This is a genomic window from Streptomyces sp. NPDC048361 (assembly GCF_040651795.1).
Lineage (GTDB): Bacteria > Actinomycetota > Actinomycetes > Streptomycetales > Streptomycetaceae > Streptomyces.
On record NZ_JBEZKW010000056.1, the window covers coordinates 1 to 23584 of the forward strand.

The window sequence follows — 23584 nt, forward strand, 5'->3', positions numbered from 1 at the left end:
GCCCGCTCGCTTCGTCGCGGCGACCTCCTCGCGCCAGGCGACCAGCCGGGGGCACGCGCGGCAGCCGGTCAGCCGGCCGTCCAGCTCCCCGAGCCCGCCGCAACGCGCCGCGTGGAATACGGGGAACCCGCGATCGCCGGCGGAGGGCTGCGTACCTGTGCTGCCGACCTCGTTCATGGGCCCACGCTACCGGTGTGTTCCCGCTCGCAGCGGCAGGGGTAGTGCCAGTGGGGTTGTCGCCGGTGTGGGCGTCGGTGAGGCAGACGGTTGTGCGCCGAAGCACCTCGCCGGTGTGGGCGTCGGTGAGGCAGACGGTTGTGCGCCGAAGCACCTCGTCGGTGTGGGCGTCGGTGAGGCAGACGGTTGTGCGCCGAAGCACCTCGTCGGTGTGGGCGTCGGTGAGGCAGACGGTTGCGCGCCGAAGCACGCGAACGGCACGTTGGGATCAGGGACACCCGCCGGGAAACCCCGCCCTGCGACCGGTTCCTGGCCCGCTGCCATCGCCGCTGAGCCGGCGGCCGTCGCTCGGTGCGTGCCGCTGCGCGGGTGGGAGTGGCTCTACCCCCACCCCCTCGGGTGCCCGTGCCGCCGCCATGGGCAGGAGCGCCGACGAAACGGAGAAGGTATGGGCACAGCTGGGGATGCGTCTCGACGCGCGGCGCGCATGCGGTGGCCGCTTCCTCAACTCAGGGGAACCCACACGAGAGTTGTGCCGAATCCTCGGATGCCCGGCCACGCCCTGCGGTAGAAGTACGGCATGACGCCAGTCGAGGAAGCCCGGGACGAACTCAAGCACCTGCTGACCCGCTGCGAGCGCTGGCTGGGTGACGAAGGGGGAGTGAACGCCCTGCTTCCCGAGATGGCCGGCCTGGCCGACGACGCCGCACGCATGGCGGACCTGCGGACCCGCGCGCTGTCCTCCATGCTGAACGTGGCCCTGCTCGGACGGCAGTCGTCCGGGAAGAGCTTCCTGATCAGCGGCCTGCAAGGCGGCCTCGAATACGTCCCCATCACCGATGAGGACGGCATGTCGTCGGCGGAATTCCTCGGCATCCTGCCCTCCTCGGCGCGGCCCACCACGGCCTGCCCCTGCACGGTCATCCCGGTGGGGGACGAGGCCCGCGACCCCGGCATGGGCCGCGCGGTGCTGCGCGCCCGATTCGCCGGGGGCAGGACCGAAGAGATCGGCAGCGACGTGCTGCCTGCCGTGGTGGCCGCGTACGGAGCGGCGGACGGCGACATCACCAACCGCCGCCGCGAGCACTTCAACCTCCGCGTCGAAGCGATCGAGATGCTCATCGCCGACGCCCGCCTTCCGGTGAAGCTCTTCGATCTGCCCGGCTCGGAGTCGCCGATCGCCGAGCACGAAGTCATCATGCGCGAGGCGTGGGCGAAGGCCGACTGTTTCCTCTACGTGAGCCAGGCGACGTCGGCGCTGACCGCGAACGAACTCCAGCTCATCCGTGACCTGTACGCCCATCACGTGCAGAGCAACGGGAACAAGCAGGTGCTGTGGGTCCTGACCGGAATCGACCTGGCGACCCAGCGCGAGCGGGGAATGGCCGCCTGGAAGAGCGTACTGACCACGAACAACGACTATCTGCGGACGCACTTCGGCGTGCGGGACAGGCACTTCATCGGAGAGGGATTCCTGCCGGTCTCGGCTGCCTGGGAAGCCGAGGCGGCGTTCAAGGCCGCGCATGACGAGGACGGCAGCACCCTGGCGCGGCTCAGCGGAATGGAAACGCTGCGCGATCACCTCCGCGACCTCATGGAGTCTGGCGCCGGCCATGCCCATCTCCGTCAAGTCGCCGACGAGGCACGCTGGTTGGTGCGGAGGCGCCAGCGCCGGGTCTCCGACGTGCTCGACACCCACCAGCTGGCGGTGGAGGATCTGGAGACCCAGCAGAACAGCCTGCGTGAGCGCATCGCGGGCGCCGAACGCTCACTCGACCGCATCCGTGCCGAACTCGAGCGTGAGCTGCAGCGCAGGATCCGGGCGGCACGCGGCCCGTTCGGCGGTCTGGCCGACGAACTGCACCAGCACCTCGATCCGTTGATCGACAGCGGCAGCCTGAGCGCCGAGCACGCCAACGAGGTCGACGTGCACCAGGTCCAGTCGTTCAACCAGTGGATGACCGCGCCCGGTGGCCCGGCGACGCTGTGGCAGCGTGAGCTGCGCGCGCTGGACGAGAGCGCCCGGCACTTGCTCCGCGCGGACCTCGGCGTGGACGCCGGTCCCCAACTGGTCACGCCCGAACCGCTCGACACGAGCTACTTCCCGATGCAGACGGACGGCCGTCAGCCCCTGACCGCCTACGGGGTGGTGCAGGCCGCCGCGAACACCCTCGGCGTCGCCAGCCCCATCGCCGCCGGAGCCGTGTGGCTCACGACCACGCTCAGCCTCGCCACCATCGCGGTTCCGGCGGGCGCAGCCGTCCTTGCGGCCATCGCCGTCGCCAAGGTCACGGACCTCCTCAAAGACCGCGAGTCCAAGGTCCACAAGGCCCGTCAGGAACGCAAGGGCATGATCGACGAACATGTGGAGCAGGTACGCGGTGCCTTCGACAACGTCACCCAGAGCCAGGGCAGGCTCCTGCTCGACGCGGTCGAGCAGCACCACTTGCAGCATCAGGCGCGCCTGAAATCGACGCTTGCCCAGATCATGGAGCGGATCAACGCGGAGGACACCGTCCGCAACCGCGCCGTCATCGACCGCCTGACCCCCGTCAACCAGGCCGGCCAAGCCCTCGTCACCGCGTTGCAGGACCTGAGCGATTCGCTCGCGAACGACGTACGCGCAGTGCGGTGAGCCGCGCTGCGCCCGGTATACCACCGAGCCCCCGGCCCGGCCGCCGCCGGGGGTTCGGCGCCGGATCACGGATAGTAGGGCGTGTAGGTGATCGCGGAGACCTTGAGGTACCGGGCGCCGTCGGCGGTGGCCCAGGTGGAGGCGTCGGGGTTGCCGGGCCAGTCGCCGCCCACCGCGGTGTTGACGATGAAGTGCATGCCGGTGCCCGGCGGGGTGGTGTACCACTTGGTGCCGGTGAAGCCACCGTCCACCCAGAAGTCGATGTGGTCGGGCCACCAGGAGTACGCGTACGTGTGGTAACTGTTCGTCCAGGCCGAGGCGTTGTTCCGCACCCACTGCGTCTGCGCGTTGTTGGTGTCGTGGAACGTCTGGTAGACGGCGTTCGGGTTCTGTCCGACGATCTCCGCGGCGTCCATCTCGGGCAGCCAGGGGTTGAGATACGCGCCCCACACCGCGGGAAGCAGCCCCCGCCCGTCGGGCATGCTCGCGGTGAAGCTGTAAGTGCCGTATCCGTACAGGGCTTTGGACTCGGCACGGCCGGAACGGTACTGGCCGCCGCCCGCGTTGTTCGTCTTGATGATCAGGGTGCTGCCTTCGTACCAGACGCAGTCGGGCGTGTAGGTCTCCAATTCGTGGTTGGCGGTCCACCGTCCGTTGACGACGTTCCACGAATTGACCGTCTGCGGCGTGCCCCAGGATGCGGCATGGGCAGGCGGTTGTGCCAGCAGAAGCATCGACAGGGCGGCAAGCACCGCACCCGCCCACCGGGGGGATCTCACACGTGCTGAGAACATCGTGGCTCCCTCGCTCGAAGCACCGGGGCCGTGGGAGCGGTTCCACGGCCGCTTGTGCCACGGAGGGTAGGTGTCGGCTCATGGCATGACAAGACCCTCCCAGGGCGTGGTGCACCGGAGCCCTCCGAACGCGACGGCTTCGAGGAACACGGGAAACCGAGGAGATCGAAGCAACCGAGGAAGTCCAGGAAGCCCAGGAAAGCGATGGGCGCCGGAAAATGGTGCAGCCCAGTAGGTCGAGGAAACCCAGGGAATCGAAGGCGGGGAATGCCGTCAATCCGGGCCGGGGCGTACCGGAAGTGATATCAGGCCGTATGCAAACATTTCTGCCCTGCCCGGGCTTCACGGACTCGGCCGCGGTGCTGGACCAGCGCCGACTCGGAAAGCAGCGGGTCGAAGCCCTCCAGGTGTTCCGCGGCCTGACCGTGCCGGGCTACGGATGGCGACGGCACCCCGCGGTGCGGATGTGGTCCGGGTACGAGGAAGCCCTGGTGCGGTACGGCCTGGTGATGTGCGCGGCGTGGACGGCAGAGGGACGTGCCGACACCTGCGCGGGAACCCTGATGGAGGACTACCGCCGGTGGCACGACACGGGGAGCGTGCGCGACCAGGAGGAACTCGCCCGTGACGGGGAACTCCCGCCCTGGCTGGGCTCACCGGAATTCCACCGGAGCCACCGGTCGGCACTGGTCCGCAAGGAACCGGACTTCTACCGGTCCCTGTTTCCCGAGGTCCCGGACGACCTGCCCTACGTCTGGCCGGCCTCGGACCGTGAGCAGCGGCCGGACGGAACGTCGTAGCCGGGCCGGCGGGCGCGACGCGAGATCCGCTCAACGGCCTTGTCTGCAAGCCTGTTCACCGCTGCCGTGACGGCATCGTCGCCGTCCTCGATGTCCATACGGTCCGCCAGGTGCCGGGCGCGCTGTCGGTAGGCCGGGTCGCGGGTGGCCTCCCCGGAGGGCCGACGCCAGACGGGCCGCGGTGAGCTGACGCAGGGGGAGTGTGCGGGGTGCCACCGTGAGCCGGACGAGAAGGTCGGACCAGAACCCCCGGGGGACTTCGCTCGGCTCGGCAGGCGACTTGGGTGACCGGGGCCGGGATGGGGCCGGGATGGGGCCGCCCGGTCGCGGGCGCGCCGGGTCTATCCGCTCGGGGCCCGAGCGGGACCTCAGTCCGCCGCGAACACCCGCTCCAGCCAGGAACGACGGGCCTGCCACGCAGCCCGGCTGATCACCGCGTCCGGGACCACCAGGTCGAACGTGTGGTAGCCCCCGGACCACACATGGAGCTCGGCAGAGCCACCGGCCCGCCAGATCCGGTCCGCATCCAGGCCGAGTTCGGCCGCGTGCTCAGCGGTCCACAGCAGCCCGGCATAGACATCGTCGAGCGGTGCGGGATACGGATGCTCCGGTGCGAGCCGGTAACCTGCCGAGATCAGCGACGCCCCGAACCGCGACGACGGGGCCGAGGACTGGGCCGACCCTGCCCCGCGAGGTGTGTACCGGTAACCCGGGGGACGGGCAGGACCATCCCTCGGGCGGGGCTTCCCAGGGACGGGCAGGATCATCCCTCGGGCGGGGCTTCCCAGGGCCGGGCAGGACCATCCTTCGGGCGGGGCTTCCCAGGCACGGCACGGACAGTCAGCGGAACAGGCGGAAGAATCCGCGCACTTGCTTGACCAGTGACTCCGGCTGCTCCAGCGCGGCGAAGTGGCCACCATGCGGCATCTCCTCGAACCAGCGCAGGTCGGTGAACCGCCGCTCGGCCTCCCGCCTCGACGGGCGGGTGATGTCACGCGGGTAGACCGACAGCCCCGACGGCGCGGTCACCTTGTCACGGAAGTTGGCGAAGCTCTCCCAGTACAGGCGCGCCGACGACGTGGCCGACGCGGTGAACCAATAGACCGAGATCTCGTCGAGGATCGTCTGCCGCGACACCGCGTCCTCGGGATGACCGTCGTTGTCCGTCCACGCCCAGAACTTCTCGGCGATCCAGGCGGCCTGCCCCGCCGGGGAGTCGGTGAGGCCGTAGCCCAGCGTCTGCGGCCGGGTCGCCTGGATCGCCGAGTACCCCCGGCCGGTGCGCCGCATCTCCTTCTCCGCCTCAAGATTCGCCAGCTCCGCGGGTGTCGGGTCGTCGAACGAGCCCGCCGCCACGGAGCCCAGGTTCACGTGGACGCCGGCGACCCGCTCGGGCGCCACCTCGCCCAGCACCCCAGTCACCGCCGAACCCCAGTCACCGCCCTGCGCGCCGTACCGTTCGTAACCCAGCGAGACCATCAACGTGTCCCAGGCGCGCGCGGTGCGAGTGACGCCCCACCCGGTGGTCGATGGCTTGTCGCTCCAGCCGTACCCGGGCAACGACGGTGCGACCACGTGGAACGCGTCCGCCGGGTCACCGCCGTGCGCGCGCGGGTCGGTCAGCGGGCCCAGAACCTCCAGGAATTCGAGCACCGAACCCGGCCAGCCGTGCGTGAGCACGAGCGGGAACGCGTCCGGCTCCGGCGAACGGACGTGCAGGAAGTGGATGCCCAACCCGTCGATCGTGTCGCGGTATTGCGGGAACACGTTCAGCCGCTCGGCGAACCCGAAGTCGTAATCCTCGGCCCAGCTGCGGCAGAGCTCTTGCGCATACGCAAGCGGCAGACCCTGCGACCAGTCGTCCACCGGCTCGCGCTCGGGCCACCGTGTCCGACGCAATCGTTCACGCAGATCCGCGATCTCGGCTTCGGTGACGCTGACCTCGAAGGGCTCGGCCGACATGGCAAGACTCCTTACTGGTAACGGTGTTGTCGGAGTTCTCGGATCGCAAGCGGGTGGACCGTCATCGCGGGCTCGCACGTGTGGCGTCCGTTGGAACCGTCATCCCGGGCTCGCAGGCGCGGACCAGACGCACCGGGCTCAGTTGCCGCGCCATCCCGCACGGTTGCCCTGCACGTCGGCGATGCTCGGGTGACGCACGGCGTCCAGGCCGTCATCGGCGAGAAGGTCGGCGAAAACCCTCCTGGGGCTCATACCCCAGCACGGCGTCATCCCCGTCCAGGATCGGACGCATACCGCCCAGCGAATCGTCATCCGGTACCAGCTCCAACACCGCATCCCCCTTCTGATCCCGCGTGTGACGTCCCGTAACTGTCGAGGTTAAACGGCTGGCTGAACCGACGGGCCAATCGGTGTCACAGGCAGATTGGTTGCCGCCGATGTCACGAACTGATCGGCGACCGGCCAAATCATCGCCGGTGGGCCGGTTTGCCGGATATATGCGGCGCATTGCGCATGGGCATGAGCACCCCATGGGCACTCTGTGCGCCCTCCCAGTTCCTGCGAGTGACGGAAATGATGAGCGCATCGCACATCAGCCAGGTGATCCGCCGTCCCCTGTCCCTCGGCCGGGCGGACTGGCGGCCAAGGAGGTCATGGTGTTGCTTCTCATCTCCCCGAACGGTGTCGAGGAGGCTCTCGATTGCGTGAAGGCGGCGGAGCATCTCGACATCGTCGACGTGAAGAAGCCTGATGAGGGCTCTCTCGGCGCGAACTTCCCCTGGGTCATCAGGGAGATCCGCGACGCGGTTCCGGCGGACAAGCCGGTGTCCGCGACCGTGGGGGACGTCCCGTACAAGCCCGGCACCGTGGCCCAGGCCGCGCTCGGCGCGGTCGTATCGGGAGCTACGTATATCAAGGTCGGCCTCTACGGGTGCACGACGCCCGATCAGGGCTTCGAGGTCATGCGCGCGGTCGTCCGGGCGGTCAAGGACTACTGTCCGGACGCGCTCGTCGTCGCCTCGGGCTATGCCGACGCCCACCGGATCGGCTGCGTCAATCCGCTTGCTGTGCCCGACATCGCCGCCCGCTCCGGCGCCGACGCGGCCATGCTCGACACCGCTGTCAAGGACGGGACGCGGTTGTTCGACCACGTTCCGCCGGACGTCTGTGCCGAGTTCGTCCGGCTGGCCCACGCGTCCGGTCGTCTCGCGGCCCTCGCGGGCAGTGTCACGCAGGCCGACCTCGGTCCGCTGACCCGCATCGGTGCGGACATCGTGGGGGTGCGGGGCGCGGTCTGTAAGGGCGGTGACCGCAATACCGGCAGGATCCAGCCGCATCTGGTGGCCGCTTTCCGGGCGGAGATGGACCGGCACGCCCGCGAGCACGCCGCCGGCGTCCCCTCCGCGCGCTGACCGCCGGCATGGCGACCTCTGAGGCCGATCGCCTCCCCGGACCCCGAGCCGTACGCTTCGCCGTCATCGACCCGGCCACCGGGGAGGCTTTCGACGAGGCCCCCGATCAGCAGCAGGACGAGCTGGACGCCGTGATCGACCGGGCCCACCGGGCCTGGCACGGCTGGCGGGCCGACCCCGTCGCACGCACCACCGCGTTGCGCGAGGCGGCCGACGCAGTGGAGGGGGCCGGCGACGACCTCGCCCGGTTGCTCACCCGGGAACAGGGCAAGCCCCTGGCCGAGGCGTACGCGGAGGTCGCCCGTACGGCGGCCCGCCTGCGCTACTTCGCGGACCTCGCCCCCAGAACCCGGCGCATCGCCGACGGCCGGCCGGTGCGCAGTGAGATCCGCTGGCGACCGCTCGGGCCCGTCGCCGCGATCGTGCCATGGAACTTTCCCCTCCAACTCGCGGCGGCGAAGTTCGCGCCCGCGCTCGCGGCGGGCAACACCGTGGTCCTCAAACCCTCCCCGTTCACGCCTTTGGCCACCCGGCTGCTCGGTTCCGTCCTTGCCACCGTGCTGCCCGAGGACGTCCTGACCGTCGTCACCGGCCGCGAACCCCTCGGTGCCCGTCTCGCGTCCCATCCGGGCATCCGCCATGTCACCTTCACCGGTTCGGTGGCCACGGGGCGGGCCGTCGCCGAAGCGGCGGCTGCCTCGCTCGCCCGGGTCACGTTGGAGCTGGGCGGCAATGACGCTGCCATCCTGCTGGACGACGTCGACATCGACCGGATCGCGGACCGGCTGTTCTGGGCGGCGTTTCGCAACTGCGGGCAGGTCTGCATGGCGGTCAAACGCCTTTACGTCCCTGCCCGGTTGCACGCCGACGTCGTCGAAGCCCTCGCCCAGCGGGCGAAGACCGTCGCCGTCGGCCCCGGCCTGAACCCTGAAACCCGCCTCGGCCCGCTCAACAACGCCCCGCAGCTGACCCGAATCGAGCAGATCACACAGCAAGCTCTGGCGGACGGTGCACGGGCAGCGGCCGGCGGCCACCGGCAGGACAGGCCGGGTTACTTCTTCGCTCCCACCATCCTCACCGACGTGCCACCCGGCAGTGCGGTGGTGACCGGAGAACAGTTCGGACCGGTTCTGCCGGTGCTGCCGTACCGGAGCCTCGACGAAGCCGTCGACGGGGCCAACGGCACCGGCTTCGGACTGGGCGGCTCCGTATGGGGTACCGACCTCGACCGGGCCGAGGCAGTGGCCGAGCGGCTCGAATGCGGCACGGCCTGGATCAACCACCATGCCGAACTCTCCCTCGCCCAGCCCTTCGCAGGTGTCAAGGACAGCGGGGTCGGCGTCGCGGGCGGGCCCTGGGGAATGTACGGCAACCTCCGTCCGTTCGTCGTCCACCGCCCGCAGGAGGCGTGACGATGAGATTCCAGGCGGCCGTACTGCGCTCGTACGAGAACCCATTCACCGTCGAGGAGGTGGTTCTGCGGACAGAGCCCGCCGCCGGTGAAATCCTCGTCGAGATCGCGGGCACCGGGATGTGCCGGACCGATCTCGCGGTCCGGCGATCCGCCGGCCGGAGCCCTCTGCCGGCCGTCCTCGGCCACGAGGGCGCCGGCGTCGTCATCCGCACGGGGGATGGGCCGGACGCCGCGATCGGCGTCGGTGACCACGTCGTGCTGAGCTTCGACTCCTGCGGACACTGCCGGAACTGCCGCGGCGCGGCCCCCGCACACTGCGATTCCTTCGCTTCCCTCAACCTCTTCGGAGGGCGCAAGGAGGAACCGCCGCGGCTCACCGACGCGGCCGGTAAAGCACTGGCACCCCGGTGGTTCGGGCAGTCCTCGTTCGCCGAGTACGCCCTCGTCCCGGCTCGCAACGCCGTACGGGTCGACCCCGCGCTACCGCTCGAACTGCTCGGGTCCCTCGGCTGCGGTGCCCTCACCGGTGCCGGAGCGGTACTGAACACCTTCCACGCGGGTCCCGGCGACACCTTCGTCGTCTTCGGCGCGGGAGCGGTGGGCCTGACCGCGGTGATGGCGGCAACCGCCGCCGGAGTACTGACCGTTGCCGTCGACCGGCATCCTGACAGGCTCGCTTCGGCCGAGAGGTTCGGCGCGACCCCGCTGGCCGCCGGCTCACCCGACCTGCCCGAACGGATCCGGCGCCTGACCGACGGCGGCGCCCAGTACGCACTGGACACCACGGCCTCACCTCTGCTCATCAACACGGCACTGCAAGCCCTGCGTCCCACCGGCAGCCTCGGCCTGGTGGCACGCCTCCACACCCCACTGGCCCTCGAACCGGGCTCGCTCGACCGTGGCCGCAGCATGCGCCACATCTGCGAAGGGGATGCCGTACCCGGGGTGCTGATACCCCGGCTGATCGGACTGTGGCAGGCCGGACGCTTCCCCTTCGACCAGCTGATCCGCACCTACCCGTTGGCCGCCATCAACGAGGCCGAACGCGACTGCGACGCGGGCCGTGTGATCAAACCCGTCCTGCTCCCAGAGAGGGCAAACCAATGAGCGAGACACGCGGCACCGAGGACGCACTCGATCCCACAAGTGAACATCTCGCAACCCCCACTTCCGCCAACGGAGGAAGCATGGCAGACACGACGCCCCAGCACCCGGACGTGGATGGCGTGGACGGAGGTGTGGGCCTGACCGCCCTCCTGGTCGCGGCGGCACGGGCCATCGAGACCCACCGCCACGACAGCCTGGCCCAGGACACCTACGCGGAACACTTCGTGCGCGCGGCCCCTGCCTGCGCGGACTGGCCGGTACGTATCGAGCAGGTTCCTGACGGGGACGACAACCCGCTGTGGGGGCGATTCGCCCGCTACTTCGGCCTGCGGACGAGGGTCCTTGACGACTTCCTCCTGCGGTCGGTCGACACGAACGCCCGCCAAGTGGTCCTGCTGGGGGCGGGGTTGGACACCCGTGCTTTCCGGCTCGCCCTGCCGTCCGACTGCGTCATCTTCGAGATCGACAGGCCGGGCGTGCTGGCGTTCAAACAACGGGTGCTCACAGGCCTGTCGGCCGCCCCGAAGGTGAAGCGTGTCCCCGTACCGGCCGACCTGCGCGGGGAATGGAGCAGCGCGCTGACCACCCTCGGCTTCGACCCGACCGCACCGAGCGTCTGGCTGGCCGAGGGACTTCTCTTCTACCTGCCGGGCCCCACCGAGTCGCACCTCATCGACACGGTGGACAGGCTGACCACCGCAGGCAGCGCGCTGGCCTTCGAGGCCAAGATGGAGAAGGACCTGCAGGCCTACCGGGACAGCGCCACCTACACGGCGACGCGAGAAGAGATCGGCATCGACCTGCTCCGCCTTTTCGACAACGGACCACGGCCCGACTCCGCGGGCGACCTGGCGGCCAAAGGCTGGTCCACCTCGATCCACACGCCCTTCGACTTCACCCGCCGGCACGGACGCGGCCCCCTCCCCGAGCCCAACGACGCGCTGGAGGGAAACCGGTGGGTATTCGCGCACAAGCCCTGCCCATGACGGCGAAACGCCCTGGAAGCGCCGCCGCCATGAGGACGCGCCGCCTTAGGTTCGCCCGCTGCCCGCTGCCCGCTGCCCGCTGCCCGCTGCCCGTGGCGCGGCGAGCTGATGCGCGCTCCTTTCCCTGGGTCATTACGTCCTGGCGTTGCCCCCGGCCCTGAAGCCGGACCGTGTCAGACGGCCCGGGCAGCGACCAGCTGGTCGCCCGGGATCTGGGCCAGGTCCGGCGCGTAGTACTCCTTGATGCCGACGGACCACGTATCCACGGTGATGCGGTCCTTGGCGTCGGGACCGAAGGCGTCGAAGAGAGCGTGGATGTTCGCTTCCTCGAAGCCGATCGCCAACATCAGCGACACGAAGAGGGGGCGCTCGATCAGGCCGTCCCCGTCGGGGTCACCGAGTGCGGAGAGGGCATCGGCGAACTCGGCGATCGTGGGACCGAAACGCTCGGGGTCGAGCACGAACGGACGGAACTCTTCCACGGTGATCACACCGTCGCCGTTGGCGTCCAGTTCCGTGGCCAGCGTCGTCCAGTAGCGGCGGAACGCGGCCCGGATGGCGGCCTTGGCGTCGTCGTCCGAAGCGGCCGCCGCCTCCAGAACACGGCTCGTCATCAGGTCGAAGTCGTCGGAGTCGAGGACTCCGTTGCCATTGGCGTCGAAGAGGGAGAAGACCAGCTCGACCCGCTTGGCGGCTTCATTTCGCATTTCCATCACCTGTCTTCTGCGACCCGACGATTTCGGGCCTGGGCCAGTGAGGGCCTCTACTCAACCGCGTCGGAACCCACGAATTCGCCTGCCGGCTGTACTGGTGCGACCGGACGACCATGGTGTCAGCGGCCTCGACCGCCCTTCCCAACCCAGCGCGTTTAGCGGCCGTGACCCAGAGAACTGCCAGGAAGAGCCATAGTTTCTCGATCTTCACTTCTGGTGACAGAAGGACTGCTGAATGATCATGTGTGACAAGTCGGATGCCTCGTCTGCGACAGCGAGACCGTTTCGATCCATCCCGTTCGTCAGCTCATCCGAAGCCTGTGGTGACAAGGACGGGCGGGCGAATGAACCGCGTGAGGCTGAAGGTTGTCCCGGTCGGACCCGTCCCCGACAGCCTTGTCCACCGGAAGCTCAGTGCACCACGCGATGCTCGGCATGGCGGCATGGCCCGCAGTTGGCCGGGTGCTCGTCGAGGGAGGTGGGCGGCTTCGTGTTCTGGTCGATGTCCTTATAGATGGTGACCTCGCCGTCGATCCACTTGACCATCAGGTCGGAGGCGTTGGACCCGGCGAAGTCGCCGGCGGTGATGACGTCGGCGTCGAACTGGGACGAGTAGGAGATGTCATCGGTGGTGACGCCGGTCTGGTAGCCGCCGATGACGTCGCTGCGCTTGCCGTCGAAGTTACGAATGAAGGGTCCGCCGGACACTCCGGCGGCGAAAGCATCTGATCCCGAGGAAGGCGAGGGGGCGGTGGGGGTCTCGGGCATTGTGCTGCAGGCCGGAGGTGATGTTGGTGGGGCCGGCGAGTCGTAGGGGATCCATGGCGAGATTGCGCCAAGTGGGCATGGCGGTCGGTATCACAGGCCAGGTGAGTTGGGTTGTGGTCGCGGGAGGGGTCAGCTGCGGATCGCGGCGACTTCGCGGGCGAACTGGCGGCGGTCGATCAGCTTGTAAGCCAGGCGTGCTGGGGCCGGCACGACCTGCATAAACCTCTGCTGTTCCGCGTCATCGGCTTCCTCGGTGATGTGGCCGAGGAAAACCAGCCGCCGCGTGAGCGGAATCGCGCTCATGCCGTGCCTGCCGAGTGCGTCCCATTCGCTCTGGGTCAGCGTGACCGAGACAATCGGGAGGATTTTCCGCTCCTCCTCAGCCAGGTGGTCGATCAGCGTCGGCAGCATGGCATCGATGAGGTCCGCCATCCGCTCGCCGACGGCCGGGTCCGCGCTCGCTGTCCACGCCGGCAGCTCCACGTCGATGGCCGCGACGGCGCCGTCGACCTGTGCATGTTGGGCCTCCATCCGGTCCATCAGCTCCGGTTCGAGCACGGCTCGCTCGCGCAGCAGGGGAAAGAGCAGTTCGTCCTCGCCGGTGTGGTGGGTGTGGAGGAAGTCCAACATCTCCCGGGCGTGCGCGCCGATGACTTTGGACCGCGAACGGTCATTGGCCGCGGAGCGGAACAGCCGGGGGAGCTGATCGAACTCGCGCCGGATGACGCGGTGGATCAGAACCATCTCGTGGGTGTCGACGTTGGATCCGGAGGTACTCACGGTGACTCCTCGATGGTCGCGGCCTTCTGGACGGCTTCGCGCGCCGTGGTCACCGGTCGGCCGATGAGCTTGACCAGGTCGTCGCTGGCGGTGAACAACTCTCCGCGGGCCAGGCCGGCATCGGCGTCGGCGACGGCGGCAGCCATCTCCGGGAGCAGCCCGGCACCGGTCAGGATGGCGGTGTAGTCGGCGACCGACATGTCCTGGTAGGCGATGTCGGTGCCGAGGACGTCGCTGATCGTGGTGGCGAGTTCGGTCAAGGTGAACGGTGTTCCGCCCAGCTCGTAGGTCGCTCCGAGGTGCCCGTCCTGGCTGAGCACCGCGACGGCGGCGGCCGCGTAGTCGCGCCGGCCGGCCGCGCTGACGCGTCCGTCCCGGGCGCTGCCCATCAATGCGTGGTGTTGGGTGACCATCGGAAGCTGGTCGGTGTAGTTCTCCAAGTACCAGCCGTTGCGCAGGATGACGAAAGCCGAACTGTTCTCACGCACGTAGTCCTCGGTGCGGCGATGCTCGTCGGCGAGCGTCATCTGTGCGGTCGAGGCGTTGACGATGCTGGTGTACGCGATCCGGGAAACACCGGCTCGGGCCGCCGCGTCAATGGCATTGCGGGCGTTGTCGAACCGCTCTCCGATCGTCGTCGTCGAGACCAGAAGCATGGTGTCGGCGCCCGTGAAAGCCTCGTCAAGGGTGCTCGGATCGGCGAAGTCCGCGCGCCGCACCGTGACGCCGCTGCGTGCGAGATCGGCGAGCTTGTCGATATCCCGGCCAGTGGCCACGATCTGAGCCGGCGGCGTTCCGGCGGTAAGGAGCTGATCCACGACGAGTCGGCCGAGGTGACCTGATGCTCCGGTGATGACAATGGGCATGGTTTTCCCCTCAGAATATGAGGCGGTCCCGAAGGACCGGGTATGGGTGATGGGGTTTTCGCCCGGTGATGGCTCTGAAGGAATGGGCGCCCGGTCCTTCGGGCACTCCGACCAGTGATCGGGAAATGCGGTCATCGCTGGTTGGGGACCTTTCGGCGGAGTGCTCTTCGAGTTGCGGAATGCTGATCATGGGAGGAACGGGGCAATGGGATTGAGCACCAGGCACGAGCACATCTGGCATCGACGCAGGCAAGGGGTACCACTGGGCAGCCGCAATCGACTCCGCCAGCGAGAGTGTTTTCTCGACGCCACTGAATATTGTCCTGGAAAGCCGAAGCGGTAGACCCGTTGTCGCGGAGTTCGCCGACGAGCTCATCGGCGCCAACCATGTCGGATCGATATTTGAGCGAGGGGGTGGCTCCCTGGGAGGCTGGCCGCCGCACGATCGCGGCACCGGTTTCGCTGCTGCCTCCGGCGGCCAGGTCCCGCTTGCCGGCCAGGACTGCTGTCGCTGTCATCGCGCTACCTGTCTTCTTCTGTCTTCTCTGGACGTGAGAGGTCCTTGCGTCACGCCGCCCGTCTCTCGCTGACCCTGACGCTAAGGTCGTCAGGAATCTTGACTACCGTACGCATGTGGCGGCTCCGATGGCAACCGCGACAACTGCGAAGCCGCCGAGGGGTGGACGGTGCGTACGGGACTCAAAGTGCGCCGTGCCGCGCTCGCACCGCCGCGACCGGGCCGGCGGCGACCCGAGCGCGGCGGTGGTGACATAGGGTGTGGAGCTCGCAGGATCAGGCGGGCGATGGAACCGAGGGCGGCATGGACGACGAGCAGCGGGTCGATCTAGGGGTGGCGTTGTTCATCCCGTACCGGTACACCGAGGACCGGATCTTCCGGGCTCTCCAGGGCGCCGGGTTCGACGACTGGACCCTCGCCCAGTGTCGGGTGTTCCAGCGCGTCGCCCCGGACGGTTCTCGCCTCCAAGATCTCGCTGACCAGGCACAAATGACCAAACAGAGCGCCAGCGTGATGGTCGACCAACTGGAGCGCCTGGGCTACGTCCGCCGGGTCCCGGACCCCACCGACGGCCGCGCCCGGCGGATCGTGATCGAGGAGCGCGGCCGACAGGCGGTCGAGGTGGCCGGGGCGACATCCGACGAGATCCTCACGGAGTGGAAGGCCTATCTGGGCACCCGCAACTTCACGCTGCTGCAGCAGATCCTGGAACAGCTCCGCGAGATCACCGACCCCTACGCACGCTGACCCGAACACGCCGAGCCACCTGCCATCCACCCCTGCTCGCCCCGGGCCGCCCGGGCCCAGCCGGCACCCGCAGGCTTCGACCACACCTTGACATAGTCAGGTTTGCTGACTAAATTCGCTGACCGTAACCCTCGACGCACGTCATGCCCCGCCACCGGCAGTGAGCTGACGAGGTTCGATTCGACTTCAGTGGAAAGCGAAATGTCATGAGGTTTCTTGTCCTTGGAGCAACCGGTCGCACCGGTGTCCTCTTCGTCAAAAAGGCACTCGACCAGGGACACCAGGTCACCGCTCTCGTTCGGAGGCCCGACGCCACCGTTGACCCACGCGCTCAAATCGTCAGTGGCGACGTCACCGACGCAGCCGTGATCGCGACGGCAGCTCGGGGCCATGATGCTGTCATCAGCACGCTCGGAAACGCCCCCGAAGTCCCGTCTCTGATCACTGACACCGTCCGTGCAGTCATCACCTCCGCGAAAACATCAGGCGTTGACCGGTTCATCATCGTGTCCGCGTTCGGGGTCGGCGACTCTCTCGCCAAAACCTCATTCCTCGTACGCCTAATATCCCGCACCATGCTTCGGAAAAAGTACGCAGACAAAGCCGCGTCGGAAGCGCTCTTGAGGGCCAGCGATCTGAAGTGGACCGTCGCATACCCCGGACCATTGAACGACGGGGCTGTCAGCCGCTACACCGAGATCACGCTTGATGAGGTCACGAAATTGCCGGTCTTTCCCTCGACCTCTCGCGCAAACGTCGCCGACTTCCTCCTCCGTTCCGCCGTGGAAGACACCTTTGTCCATCAGATCGCCGTCGTCACCAACGCCAAATAGGTCACCGATGCTGGCCCCAAATACCCCAGGGGCCTCGGCAGAGTCGGCGCCGTCCCAGAGCCCGGTCCAGTGGGTCGCCGTCGATCCTGGCCAGCAGTCGGCGAACCGTCGTCTCCGCGGACAGGGACCGGTTGGGGAACAGCGGGTCGAGCTGCACGCCGACGTGTTCCAGCACGTGGGGCGGGGCGTGGGCGATCCACTCACCGACCGCCGGCAGCGACGTCCCGCCAGCCAGTAACGTACACGCGGCCAGGGCCAGGACGACGACCGACGGGTGACGGACCCCGCGCGGTCCGCGTGGATCTGGCACCTGGGCGAGGCGCTCAAGCAGCCCGGGCATCTCGTCCGGAGCGATACCGGGATGCTCACACGGTTGGTCAAGGGCAGCTGGGATCAGCGACGACGCGTCGACAGGCACGGTCTTCCCGGTGGACCAAGGAACGTAGAGAACTCCAGGGATCTTGGGCGGCCGTGCCCGCCCCATCAGCGACCCCACCGCGAGCTGACACACCATCACAAACTGGGCCGCTTCCGACTTTGGCAGGCCAATCGCCTCGTCGAGCAGTCGATGGAGGAGTGGAACCGTGTCCGTCAGGGCCCGGCACCCGCTGACTGAGCCCGGCTCTTGGTCCGTGACTGGTCCGGAAGCGCTGGTCAGAGGTGGGATATCTGTGGGAGGAACTGGGAGTTGCAGCACAGTCCGGACCTCGCTCTGAGCGAGCCGAGCGGAAAGGCGCCTGACCAGCGAAAGGCCAGGTCAGGCGCATTTTTTCGCGCCCCTAGAAGAAGCCGAGCTTCTTCGGGGAGTAGGACACCAGGAGATTCTTCGTCTGCTGGTAGTGATCCAGCATCATCTTGTGGTTCTCGCGTCCGATCCCCGACTGCTTGTAGCCGCCGAAGGCGGCCGCCGCCGGGTAGGCGTGGTAGCAGTTGGTCCAGACGCGGCCTGCCTGGATGGCGCGGCCCGCGCGGTAGGCGGTGTTCATGTCGCGGGTCCAGACGCCCGCGCCGAGGCCGTACAGCGTGTCGTTGGCCGTGGCGATCGCGTCGTCGAGGTCGGTGAACGACGTCACCGCCACCACGGGGCCGAAGATCTCCTCCTGGAAGATCCGCATGCGGTTGTCGCCCTCGAAGATGGTCGGCTGGACGTAGTAACCACCGGCCAACTCGCCCTCGTGGTGGATCTGCTGGCCACCCGTCAGGATTTTCGCGCCCTCCTGCTGGCCTATGTCCAGGTAGGAGAGGATCTTCTGGAGCTGGTCGTTGGAGGCCTGGGCTCCGATCATGGTGTCGGTGTCCAGGGGGTGCCCGGGAACGATCTGCTCCGTGCGGGCGATCGCCGCCTCCAGGAACGCGCCGTAGTGCCCGCGCTGGATCAGGGCGCGCGAGGGGCACGTACAGACCTCGCCCTGGTTGAGGGCGAACATGGTGAACCCTTCGAGCGCCTTGTCGCGGAAGTCGTCGTCCTGCGCCCACACGTCGTCGAAGAAGATGTTGGGGGACTTGCCGCCCAGTTCGAGGGTGACCGGCTTGATGTTCTCCGAGGCGTACTGCATGATCAGCCGCCCCGTCGTCGTCTCGCCCGTGAACGCGATCTTCGCGACGCGCGGGCTCGACGCCAGCGGCTTGCCCGCCTCCACGCCGAAGCCGTTGACGACGTTCAGCACGCCCGGGGGCAACAGGTCCCCGACGATGCTCAGCCACACGTGGATCGAGGCGGGGGTCTGCTCGGCGGGTTTCAGGACCACCGCGTTGCCGGCCGCAAGCGCCGGTGCCAGCTTCCACACCGCCATCAGGATGGGGAAGTTCCACGGGATGATCTGGCCGACCACACCGAGCGGCTCGTGGAAGTGGTACGCGATGGTGTCGTCGTCGAGCTCGCTCAGGGAGCCCTCCTGTGCGCGCAGCGCCCCCGCGAAGTACCGGAAGTGGTCGATGGCCAGCGGGATGTCGGCGGCCAGCGTCTCGCGGACGGGTTTGCCGTTCTCCCAGCTCTCCGCGACGGCCAGCTCCTCCAGGTGTGCCTCCATCCGGTCCGCGATCTTCAGCAGGATGTTCGCGCGGGACTCCGCCGAGGTGCGCCCCCACGCGGGCGCGGCCTCGTGGGCCGCGTCCAGGGCGAGCTCGATGTCCTCGGCGGTGCCGCGCGCGATCTCGGTGAAGGCACGCCCGTTGACGGGGCTCGGGTTCTCGAAGTACTGGCCGCGCCGCGGCGGCACATACGCGCCGCCGATCCAGTGGTCGTAGCGGGACTGGAACGAGACGAGCGCACCCTCGGAGCCGGGCGCTGCGTAACGGGTCATCTCCGTGGCCTCCCTGTACCGCGCCGCCCGCCCTTGGGCGACGCACGGAGCGCACCCTAGGCGCGGGGAGGTTGCAGTCCCGTTGCGCGACTCTGCCCCGTTGCGAGGCTCTGCTCCGCGGACAGGGCCGTCAACCGGGCCCGCACAGCGGCCTGTTGGTGCCGGGGAAGCGCCGCCGTCAGGGCCTGCCACACCGGCAGGTCGTCCTCTCCCCATGGGCTGTACGCCCAGTCGGACAGGAGTCCAGGGTCGGCCCGGGCGATGAGCGCGGCCCGCAGCTGGCCGGCGAGGCGAGCACGCAGGCGGACCACGGCCGGGGCCTGCGAGCCGGGAAGGAGGGGGCCGCCGTAGACGTTCATCGCGGCGGCGACCGCGCCGGAGCCGAGCCGCCGGGCGACCGTTTGGAAGTCCGCGTCCACGGGCGCGGACAGCCGGTAGGGGCGGGACGCGAGGAGCTCCGGGCCCAACAGCCTGCGCAGTCGCGAGAGTTCGGCCCGCAGTGTCACCGGCCTGACCGCCTCGTCCTCGTACAGAGCCACGAGCAGTCCGTCGGTGCTCAACCCTTCGGGGTGGCACGCCAGCAGCACCGCGATCTCGCTGTGGCGGCGGCTGAGGCGCACCGTGCGGCCGTCGGCGACGAGCAGCGCCTCGTCCCGGCCGAGGGCTTCGAGGCGGATGGTGTCGTGGACGGGCGGTGGTGCGAGCAGCGCCAGTTCGGACTCGGCGGCCCGTGCGACGGCCTGGACGAAGCCCAGGCTGTGCGGGTGGGCGAGGCCGTCGCCGCCGGTGAGGTCGACGGCGCCGAGCAGTCGTCCCGTCCGCGGGTCGTGGACGGGGGCCGCGGCGCAGGTCCACGTCTGTACGGGCCGGCGGAAGTGTTCCGCGGAGAACACCTGCACGGGCCGGTCCTCGGCCAGCGCGGTGCCGGGCGCGTTGGTGCCCACGGCCGACTCGGCCCAGCGGGCGCCCGGTACGAAGTTCATCCGTGCGGCCGCGGCCCGGGCCCGTGGGTGGCCCTCCACCCACAGGAGCCGTCCCTGCGCGTCGCACACGGCAACCACGTGCTCACCGTCTCCGGCGTACGCGTCCGTCAACTCCCGGACGACGGGCATGACCCGGGCCAGTGGATGGCCGTCGCGGTAGGCGGAAACGTCCTCCTCGCCGAGTTCCACACGGGCCGCGCCGTCCGGGCTGACCCGGGCCCGCGCCGAGCGCTGCCACGACGCCGCCACGAGCGGCCGTACGGGCCGCACCAGACGTCCGTCGGCGGTGAACTGCTCGTGCGCGCACCGCAGTTGGCGGCTTCGTTCGGCCGGGTCGGCCCCCGCGTCCAGGGCCACCCAGGACTCGTCCCGCCTGTCCGTCACCGTGGCCTCCCCGCACATCGAATGCGCCGCCTCCATCGTCGCCGCCGCCCCACGGTCCGGCAAGGCGTGCGGAACCGCCGTCGTGACGGGTCGGCGCGCCGCGTGCCGTGAGCGGTGAACGCGAGCGGATCAGGCGAAGTTGACCAGGCGGATGTACCGCACCCAGTCCCACTGCGGACCCGGATCGGTGTGATCGGTGCCCGGAACCTGGTAGTGGCCCAGGATGTGCTCGCGGTCCTTGGGGATCCCGTACCGGTCGCAGATCGACGCCGTGAGCGCCGCCGACTGCTCGTACAGCGCGTTGGTGAAGTAGGCGGACTGATCCACCCAGCCCTCGTGCTCGATGCCGATGCTGCGCGTGTTGTAGTCCCAGTTCCCGGCGTGCCAGGCGATGTCGTGCTCCCGGACCATCTGGGCGATGTATCCGTCGGCCGAGCGCGTCACATAGTGCGCGGACACCTCCTTCGCCGGATTCTGGAAGATGCCGATCGTGTTCGACCAGGTCTCCTGCGTGACATGGAGGATGACGCAGTCGATCGCGTACGCCGAAGGCCTGGACGAGGCGGTGTAGTTGGACGCCGACGCGGGCAGCCAGTGCGCCCGCGGATAGTCGGTGGTGCCATCCGCGGCTGCCTCCGTCGCCGGGAACAGCAGGCCGGCGGCGACCGAGCCGGCCGCCCCCTGCAGGAGTCTTCTTCGATTCATCGAGGCACCTCTGAGGTAGAAATTCGCTGCGGTAGCAGCTGAACTACGAGGAAAGGGAGGCGAGTTGCGTGGTTCGCTCCCTCAGGTGGCGGTGGAGGCCCCGGTGTGGCTCGCCCCGGCCGGGCAGCCACTCCTTGCGGATCTTGGCGACACAGGTGTAGTTGGTGTCGCAGACATTGGCAAGCGGGGCCTCACCCGCCTGGCTCAGCAACTGGTACGCGTCCAGGGCGGACAGGCCGTAGTCGCGCTCAAGCCAGCGCACGAGGTCCAACTGCGAGATGCGGAAGGCGTCTTCGAGAGGGCGCGCGGACCCCGTCGACATGATGTGGGTGTCCGACTCGATGCGCGGCCACGGCGTGACGACGCCCTTGAGGAGCTCGACCACGACGACCGTGTTCATGGCGCACTCCACGGCGACGCCGCACGTCTCGCCCTCGCCCTGGCGGGCGTGACCGTCACCCAGGCTGAACAGGGCGCCCGCCACGTTGACCCCCAGGTAGCAGGTCACCCCCGCCCGCATCTCCGGCGTGTCCATGTTCCCGCCGTGCGCGTCGGGCACGAGCGCGGAACGCACCTCCAGGTTGGCCGGAGCGACGCCGACCGTCCCGTGCATCGGGTCCATCGGCAGTTCGACCTCGATGTCGCTCTCACGGGCCCGGAACAGACAGGTGCCGCGGGCCCGGTCGAGCTCCCACATCCACACCGTCTCCGGCAGGGGCGGCTGGAGCGTGGCCGTGGTGTGCGTCGAGGTGAGGGCGCCGAACAGGGGCACGGTCGTGGACGCCGCCCAGTCCCGAGCCGGCTTGACGGACACGAAGTGCACGGCGAGCGTGTCGCCCGGCTCGGCGCCCTCGACGTAGAAGGGGCCCGTCTGCGGATTGAGGAAGGGGAACTCGCAGACGCGCGAGACCAAATCGTCCTCCGAGCGGACCCGGCCGGCGAAGCAGTCCTCGGTGTAGAGGTCGAGGACGGTTCCGGGGGCCACCCGGGCGATCGGTGGCGCCCCGCCGAACGTCCAGGCGTACTCGTTCTCCTTGGGCCGCACCGTCAGGATCCGCGGGTCGTCACTCATCCTCGTACCACTCCTGTCTCCTCGTGGTCCTGGTGGTCCTCATCGGGTTCGACGAGGTGAACGCGGCCGGTCTGCGCCAGCCGCTCCGGGTGCCGGCGCGCGAGCACCACCAGCACGACAACCCCGGCCGCCATCCAGAGCCCGACGACCGGCCCCGCGTACGACACCGGCGGCGAGAGTTCGGCGACGAAGGAGAACACGGGGATCCCCGCCGCGGTCAGCAGCGCCGGGACGAACGCGGCGATGCCGAGCACCGGGAACACCATGTGCCGCAGGGGGCTGAACAGGTCACGGCGCCGCCGCAGAAAGTATCCGGCGCAGGCCAGGTCCACGACGATGTACACGCCGATGATCACCGTGACGATGACGGTGGCGAGCAGGGTGAACGCCGTCACCGGACCGTAGGCGAGCCCGAGCCCCAGGATCGCGGCCACCGCCACCGCGAACTGCACGGCGACGCCCGTCACGGGCGAGCGGCGCCGCGGGTGGAGGCGGGCGAACGAACGGGGGAAGACGCCGATCCGGCCGAACGCGAAGGCCGTGCGCGTCGAGACGTTGGCACAGGCGTTGGCGTTGGCGACCGTCGAGTTGACCACGGCGAGGAACAGAACCACCCAGAAGAGACCGAACGAAGCGCGCGCCACCCCCTCCCACGAGGCGTCGCCGGACGCCCCGAACCCGGCGAACCGGTCCGGGCCGTAGTAGACCGCCATCGCGTACGTGGTCAGGACGTAGACCACCCCGATGGCCAGGGCCGCCCCGAACACCGCGCGGCGCATGGTGCGGCGGGGATCGCGGGCCTCCTCGGCGAGCGGCGCGGCCGCCTCGAATCCGGCGAAGGCGAGCACCGTATAGACCGAGCCGGCGAACACCCCGCCGAACCCCCCATAGCCCGTCGCGGTGTGCGAAGTCCCGAATACGGTCAGGGTGTTGTCGGATCCCGCCGCCACGATCAGCATGACGGCGAACACCACGAACACCAGCACCTCGAAGACGCCGAGCACCGTTCCGAAGCGCGCCGAGGCCCGCACCCCGAAGAACCCCGCGATCGCGATGACCACCGCCCCAGCGAGCGACCACGGCCACCACAGGCCCACGGGGTAGGCGGCCCACTGCTGGTGCAGGGTGCCCGCCGTGGTGAAGCCCAGTTGCAGCAGGAGCAGGGGAGGCACCAGCGCCTCCACGAAGACATAGCCCCAGCCCACCAGGAAGCCGACCGCCGGGTGCAGCCCCTGGGCGCTGTAGGTGGCGACCGAACCGGCCGCGGGCAGCTCCTGCGCCAGTTCCGCCACACAGGAGGCGGTGAACAGGCACGCCGCGAGCGCCACCAGGACCGAAAGGGGCAGACTGCCGCCCGCGAACGCGGCACCCGCAGGAATGGACGCGGCCACCGCGGCGGCGGGCGCCATCGCGGTGACGCTCTGGAAGAGGACCTCGCGCAGACCGACCGCGTCCCGTGCGAGGCCGACGTCCGTACGCGTACGCGATGTGCCCCGCACAGTGGCTCCCTCGGTCGTTCAACAGGCAGGCTGCTCACGGGAGTTACCGTACGGTCCGGGGTGCGCGAGGTGGAAGGGGACGGCCGGTGCGTGCGGTGGAAGCGGTGCAAGGGGGCGGTCGGTGCGC

General features: G+C 69.1%; 20 protein-coding genes and 2 pseudogenes. 8 read left to right on the plus strand and 14 right to left on the minus strand.

Annotated elements, in window-relative coordinates; translation table 11 throughout:
- Positions 1-177: pseudogene (locus AB0D31_RS26960) on the minus strand (uracil-DNA glycosylase); the annotation flags it as partial.
- 580 nt (positions 178-757) lie between these two features.
- Here AB0D31_RS26960 and AB0D31_RS26965 point away from each other — a divergent pair.
- The gene (locus AB0D31_RS26965) at positions 758-2812 is read left to right on the plus strand and encodes a hypothetical protein (protein WP_362727819.1); all 2055 of its coding nucleotides are present in this window, start codon (positions 758-760) and stop codon (positions 2810-2812) included.
- 65 nt (positions 2813-2877) lie between these two features.
- Here AB0D31_RS26965 and AB0D31_RS26970 read toward each other — a convergent pair whose 3' ends face one another.
- Entirely contained in the window at positions 2878-3591 is a 714-nt protein-coding gene (locus AB0D31_RS26970) for a glycoside hydrolase family 16 protein (RefSeq protein ID WP_362727821.1), read from the minus strand.
- 329 nt (positions 3592-3920) lie between these two features.
- Here AB0D31_RS26970 and AB0D31_RS26975 point away from each other — a divergent pair, with 329 nt between their 5' ends.
- Positions 3921-4406: an MSMEG_6728 family protein gene (locus AB0D31_RS26975; protein ID WP_362727823.1), complete on the plus strand. Its 486-nt coding sequence runs from the start codon at positions 3921-3923 to the stop codon at positions 4404-4406.
- Positions 4407-4774: 368 nt separating this feature from the next.
- Here AB0D31_RS26975 and AB0D31_RS26980 read toward each other — a convergent pair.
- Positions 4775-5050: pseudogene (locus tag AB0D31_RS26980) on the minus strand (alpha/beta hydrolase fold domain-containing protein); the annotation flags it as partial.
- A gap of 196 nt (positions 5051-5246) precedes the next feature.
- Complete coding sequence (locus AB0D31_RS26985) at positions 5247-6368, minus strand: epoxide hydrolase family protein (protein ID WP_362727825.1); 1122 nt, start codon at positions 6366-6368, stop codon at positions 5247-5249.
- A gap of 656 nt (positions 6369-7024) precedes the next feature.
- Here AB0D31_RS26985 and AB0D31_RS26990 point away from each other — a divergent pair.
- From AB0D31_RS26990 to AB0D31_RS27005, 4 genes are all read left to right on the plus strand, one after another.
- Positions 7025-7780, plus strand: a complete 756-nt coding sequence (locus tag AB0D31_RS26990; RefSeq protein WP_362727886.1) for a (5-formylfuran-3-yl)methyl phosphate synthase — start codon at positions 7025-7027, stop codon at positions 7778-7780.
- Positions 7781-7788: 8 nt separating this feature from the next.
- Positions 7789-9192 carry an aldehyde dehydrogenase family protein gene (locus tag AB0D31_RS26995; RefSeq protein WP_362727827.1) on the plus strand — a complete coding sequence of 468 codons (1404 nt, stop codon included), beginning with the start codon at positions 7789-7791 and terminating at the stop codon, positions 9190-9192.
- A 2-nt stretch (positions 9193-9194) separates the two neighbouring features.
- The gene (locus AB0D31_RS27000; RefSeq protein WP_362727829.1) at positions 9195-10301 is read left to right on the plus strand and encodes an NAD(P)-dependent alcohol dehydrogenase; all 1107 of its coding nucleotides are present in this window, start codon (positions 9195-9197) and stop codon (positions 10299-10301) included.
- A gap of 80 nt (positions 10302-10381) precedes the next feature.
- Entirely contained in the window at positions 10382-11287 is a 906-nt protein-coding gene (locus AB0D31_RS27005; RefSeq protein WP_362727831.1) for a class I SAM-dependent methyltransferase, read from the plus strand.
- 173 nt (positions 11288-11460) lie between these two features.
- Here AB0D31_RS27005 and AB0D31_RS27010 read toward each other — a convergent pair whose 3' ends face one another.
- The 4 genes from AB0D31_RS27010 to AB0D31_RS27025 all read right to left on the minus strand — a co-directional run bounded on the left by AB0D31_RS27010 (position 11461) and on the right by AB0D31_RS27025 (position 14414).
- Positions 11461-11994 carry an EF-hand domain-containing protein gene (locus AB0D31_RS27010; RefSeq protein WP_362727833.1) on the minus strand — a complete coding sequence of 178 codons (534 nt, stop codon included), beginning with the start codon at positions 11992-11994 and terminating at the stop codon, positions 11461-11463.
- A gap of 417 nt (positions 11995-12411) precedes the next feature.
- Positions 12412-12708: a hypothetical protein gene (locus AB0D31_RS27015; RefSeq protein ID WP_362727835.1), complete on the minus strand. Its 297-nt coding sequence runs from the start codon at positions 12706-12708 to the stop codon at positions 12412-12414.
- Positions 12709-12897: 189 nt separating this feature from the next.
- Entirely contained in the window at positions 12898-13548 is a 651-nt protein-coding gene (locus AB0D31_RS27020; RefSeq protein ID WP_362727837.1) for a hemerythrin domain-containing protein, read from the minus strand.
- Positions 13545-14414 (minus strand): SDR family oxidoreductase, encoded by an 870-nt coding sequence (locus AB0D31_RS27025; protein ID WP_362727839.1) that lies wholly within the window; start codon positions 14412-14414, stop codon positions 13545-13547. Before AB0D31_RS27025 ends, AB0D31_RS27020 begins: the two co-directional genes overlap by 4 nt.
- An 820-nt stretch (positions 14415-15234) precedes the next feature.
- Here AB0D31_RS27025 and AB0D31_RS27030 point away from each other — a divergent pair.
- The gene (locus tag AB0D31_RS27030; protein ID WP_362727841.1) at positions 15235-15678 is read left to right on the plus strand and encodes a MarR family transcriptional regulator; all 444 of its coding nucleotides are present in this window, start codon (positions 15235-15237) and stop codon (positions 15676-15678) included.
- A 206-nt stretch (positions 15679-15884) separates the two neighbouring features.
- The gene (locus tag AB0D31_RS27035) at positions 15885-16511 is read left to right on the plus strand and encodes an NAD(P)-binding oxidoreductase (protein WP_362727843.1); all 627 of its coding nucleotides are present in this window, start codon (positions 15885-15887) and stop codon (positions 16509-16511) included.
- 1 nt (position 16512) lies between these two features.
- Here AB0D31_RS27035 and AB0D31_RS27040 read toward each other — a convergent pair whose 3' ends face one another.
- The 6 genes from AB0D31_RS27040 to AB0D31_RS27065 form a co-directional block, all read right to left on the minus strand.
- A complete protein-coding gene (locus AB0D31_RS27040; RefSeq protein WP_362727845.1) occupies positions 16513-17025 on the minus strand; it encodes a transposase family protein in 513 nt (170 codons plus the stop codon).
- Between the two features lie 265 nt (positions 17026-17290).
- On the minus strand, positions 17291-18814 hold the full coding sequence (locus tag AB0D31_RS27045) for an aldehyde dehydrogenase family protein (protein ID WP_362727847.1): 1524 nt from the start codon (positions 18812-18814) through the stop codon (positions 17291-17293).
- A 56-nt stretch (positions 18815-18870) separates the two neighbouring features.
- Positions 18871-20199 carry a GAF domain-containing protein gene (locus AB0D31_RS27050; RefSeq protein ID WP_362727887.1) on the minus strand — a complete coding sequence of 443 codons (1329 nt, stop codon included), beginning with the start codon at positions 20197-20199 and terminating at the stop codon, positions 18871-18873.
- Between the two features lie 111 nt (positions 20200-20310).
- On the minus strand, positions 20311-20886 hold the full coding sequence (locus tag AB0D31_RS27055) for an N-acetylmuramoyl-L-alanine amidase (RefSeq protein WP_362727849.1): 576 nt from the start codon (positions 20884-20886) through the stop codon (positions 20311-20313).
- 43 nt (positions 20887-20929) lie between these two features.
- Positions 20930-21958: an acetamidase/formamidase family protein gene (locus AB0D31_RS27060; RefSeq protein ID WP_362727851.1), complete on the minus strand. Its 1029-nt coding sequence runs from the start codon at positions 21956-21958 to the stop codon at positions 20930-20932.
- Positions 21955-23457, minus strand: coding sequence for an APC family permease (locus AB0D31_RS27065; RefSeq protein ID WP_362727853.1), 1503 nt, complete (start codon positions 23455-23457; stop codon positions 21955-21957). The genes AB0D31_RS27060 and AB0D31_RS27065 overlap by 4 nt, the downstream gene beginning before the upstream one ends.
- Positions 23458-23584: the final 127 nt, after the last annotated feature.

What these genes read in the sequence shown, in the direction of transcription:
- AB0D31_RS27045 (WP_362727847.1), bottom strand. Translation starts at nt 18,814, where the DNA reads ATGACCCGTTACGCAGCGCCCGGCTCCGAGGGTGCGCTCGTCTCGTTC.
- AB0D31_RS26975 (WP_362727823.1), top strand. Translation starts at nt 3,921, where the DNA reads ATGCAAACATTTCTGCCCTGCCCGGGCTTCACGGACTCGGCCGCGGTG.
- AB0D31_RS27050 (WP_362727887.1), bottom strand. Translation starts at nt 20,199, where the DNA reads ATGTGCGGGGAGGCCACGGTGACGGACAGGCGGGACGAGTCCTGGGTG.
- AB0D31_RS27025 (WP_362727839.1), bottom strand. Translation starts at nt 14,414, where the DNA reads ATGCCCATTGTCATCACCGGAGCATCAGGTCACCTCGGCCGACTCGTC.
- AB0D31_RS27060 (WP_362727851.1), bottom strand. Translation starts at nt 21,958, where the DNA reads ATGAGTGACGACCCGCGGATCCTGACGGTGCGGCCCAAGGAGAACGAG.
- AB0D31_RS26965 (WP_362727819.1), top strand. Translation starts at nt 758, where the DNA reads ATGACGCCAGTCGAGGAAGCCCGGGACGAACTCAAGCACCTGCTGACC.
- AB0D31_RS26985 (WP_362727825.1), bottom strand. Translation starts at nt 6,368, where the DNA reads ATGTCGGCCGAGCCCTTCGAGGTCAGCGTCACCGAAGCCGAGATCGCG.
- AB0D31_RS27040 (WP_362727845.1), bottom strand. Translation starts at nt 17,025, where the DNA reads ATGGTGTGTCAGCTCGCGGTGGGGTCGCTGATGGGGCGGGCACGGCCG.
- AB0D31_RS27000 (WP_362727829.1), top strand. Translation starts at nt 9,195, where the DNA reads ATGAGATTCCAGGCGGCCGTACTGCGCTCGTACGAGAACCCATTCACC.
- AB0D31_RS27030 (WP_362727841.1), top strand. Translation starts at nt 15,235, where the DNA reads ATGGACGACGAGCAGCGGGTCGATCTAGGGGTGGCGTTGTTCATCCCG.
- AB0D31_RS27010 (WP_362727833.1), bottom strand. Translation starts at nt 11,994, where the DNA reads ATGCGAAATGAAGCCGCCAAGCGGGTCGAGCTGGTCTTCTCCCTCTTC.
- AB0D31_RS27005 (WP_362727831.1), top strand. Translation starts at nt 10,382, where the DNA reads ATGGCAGACACGACGCCCCAGCACCCGGACGTGGATGGCGTGGACGGA.
- AB0D31_RS27035 (WP_362727843.1), top strand. Translation starts at nt 15,885, where the DNA reads ATGAGGTTTCTTGTCCTTGGAGCAACCGGTCGCACCGGTGTCCTCTTC.
- AB0D31_RS27055 (WP_362727849.1), bottom strand. Translation starts at nt 20,886, where the DNA reads ATGAATCGAAGAAGACTCCTGCAGGGGGCGGCCGGCTCGGTCGCCGCC.
- AB0D31_RS26995 (WP_362727827.1), top strand. Translation starts at nt 7,789, where the DNA reads ATGGCGACCTCTGAGGCCGATCGCCTCCCCGGACCCCGAGCCGTACGC.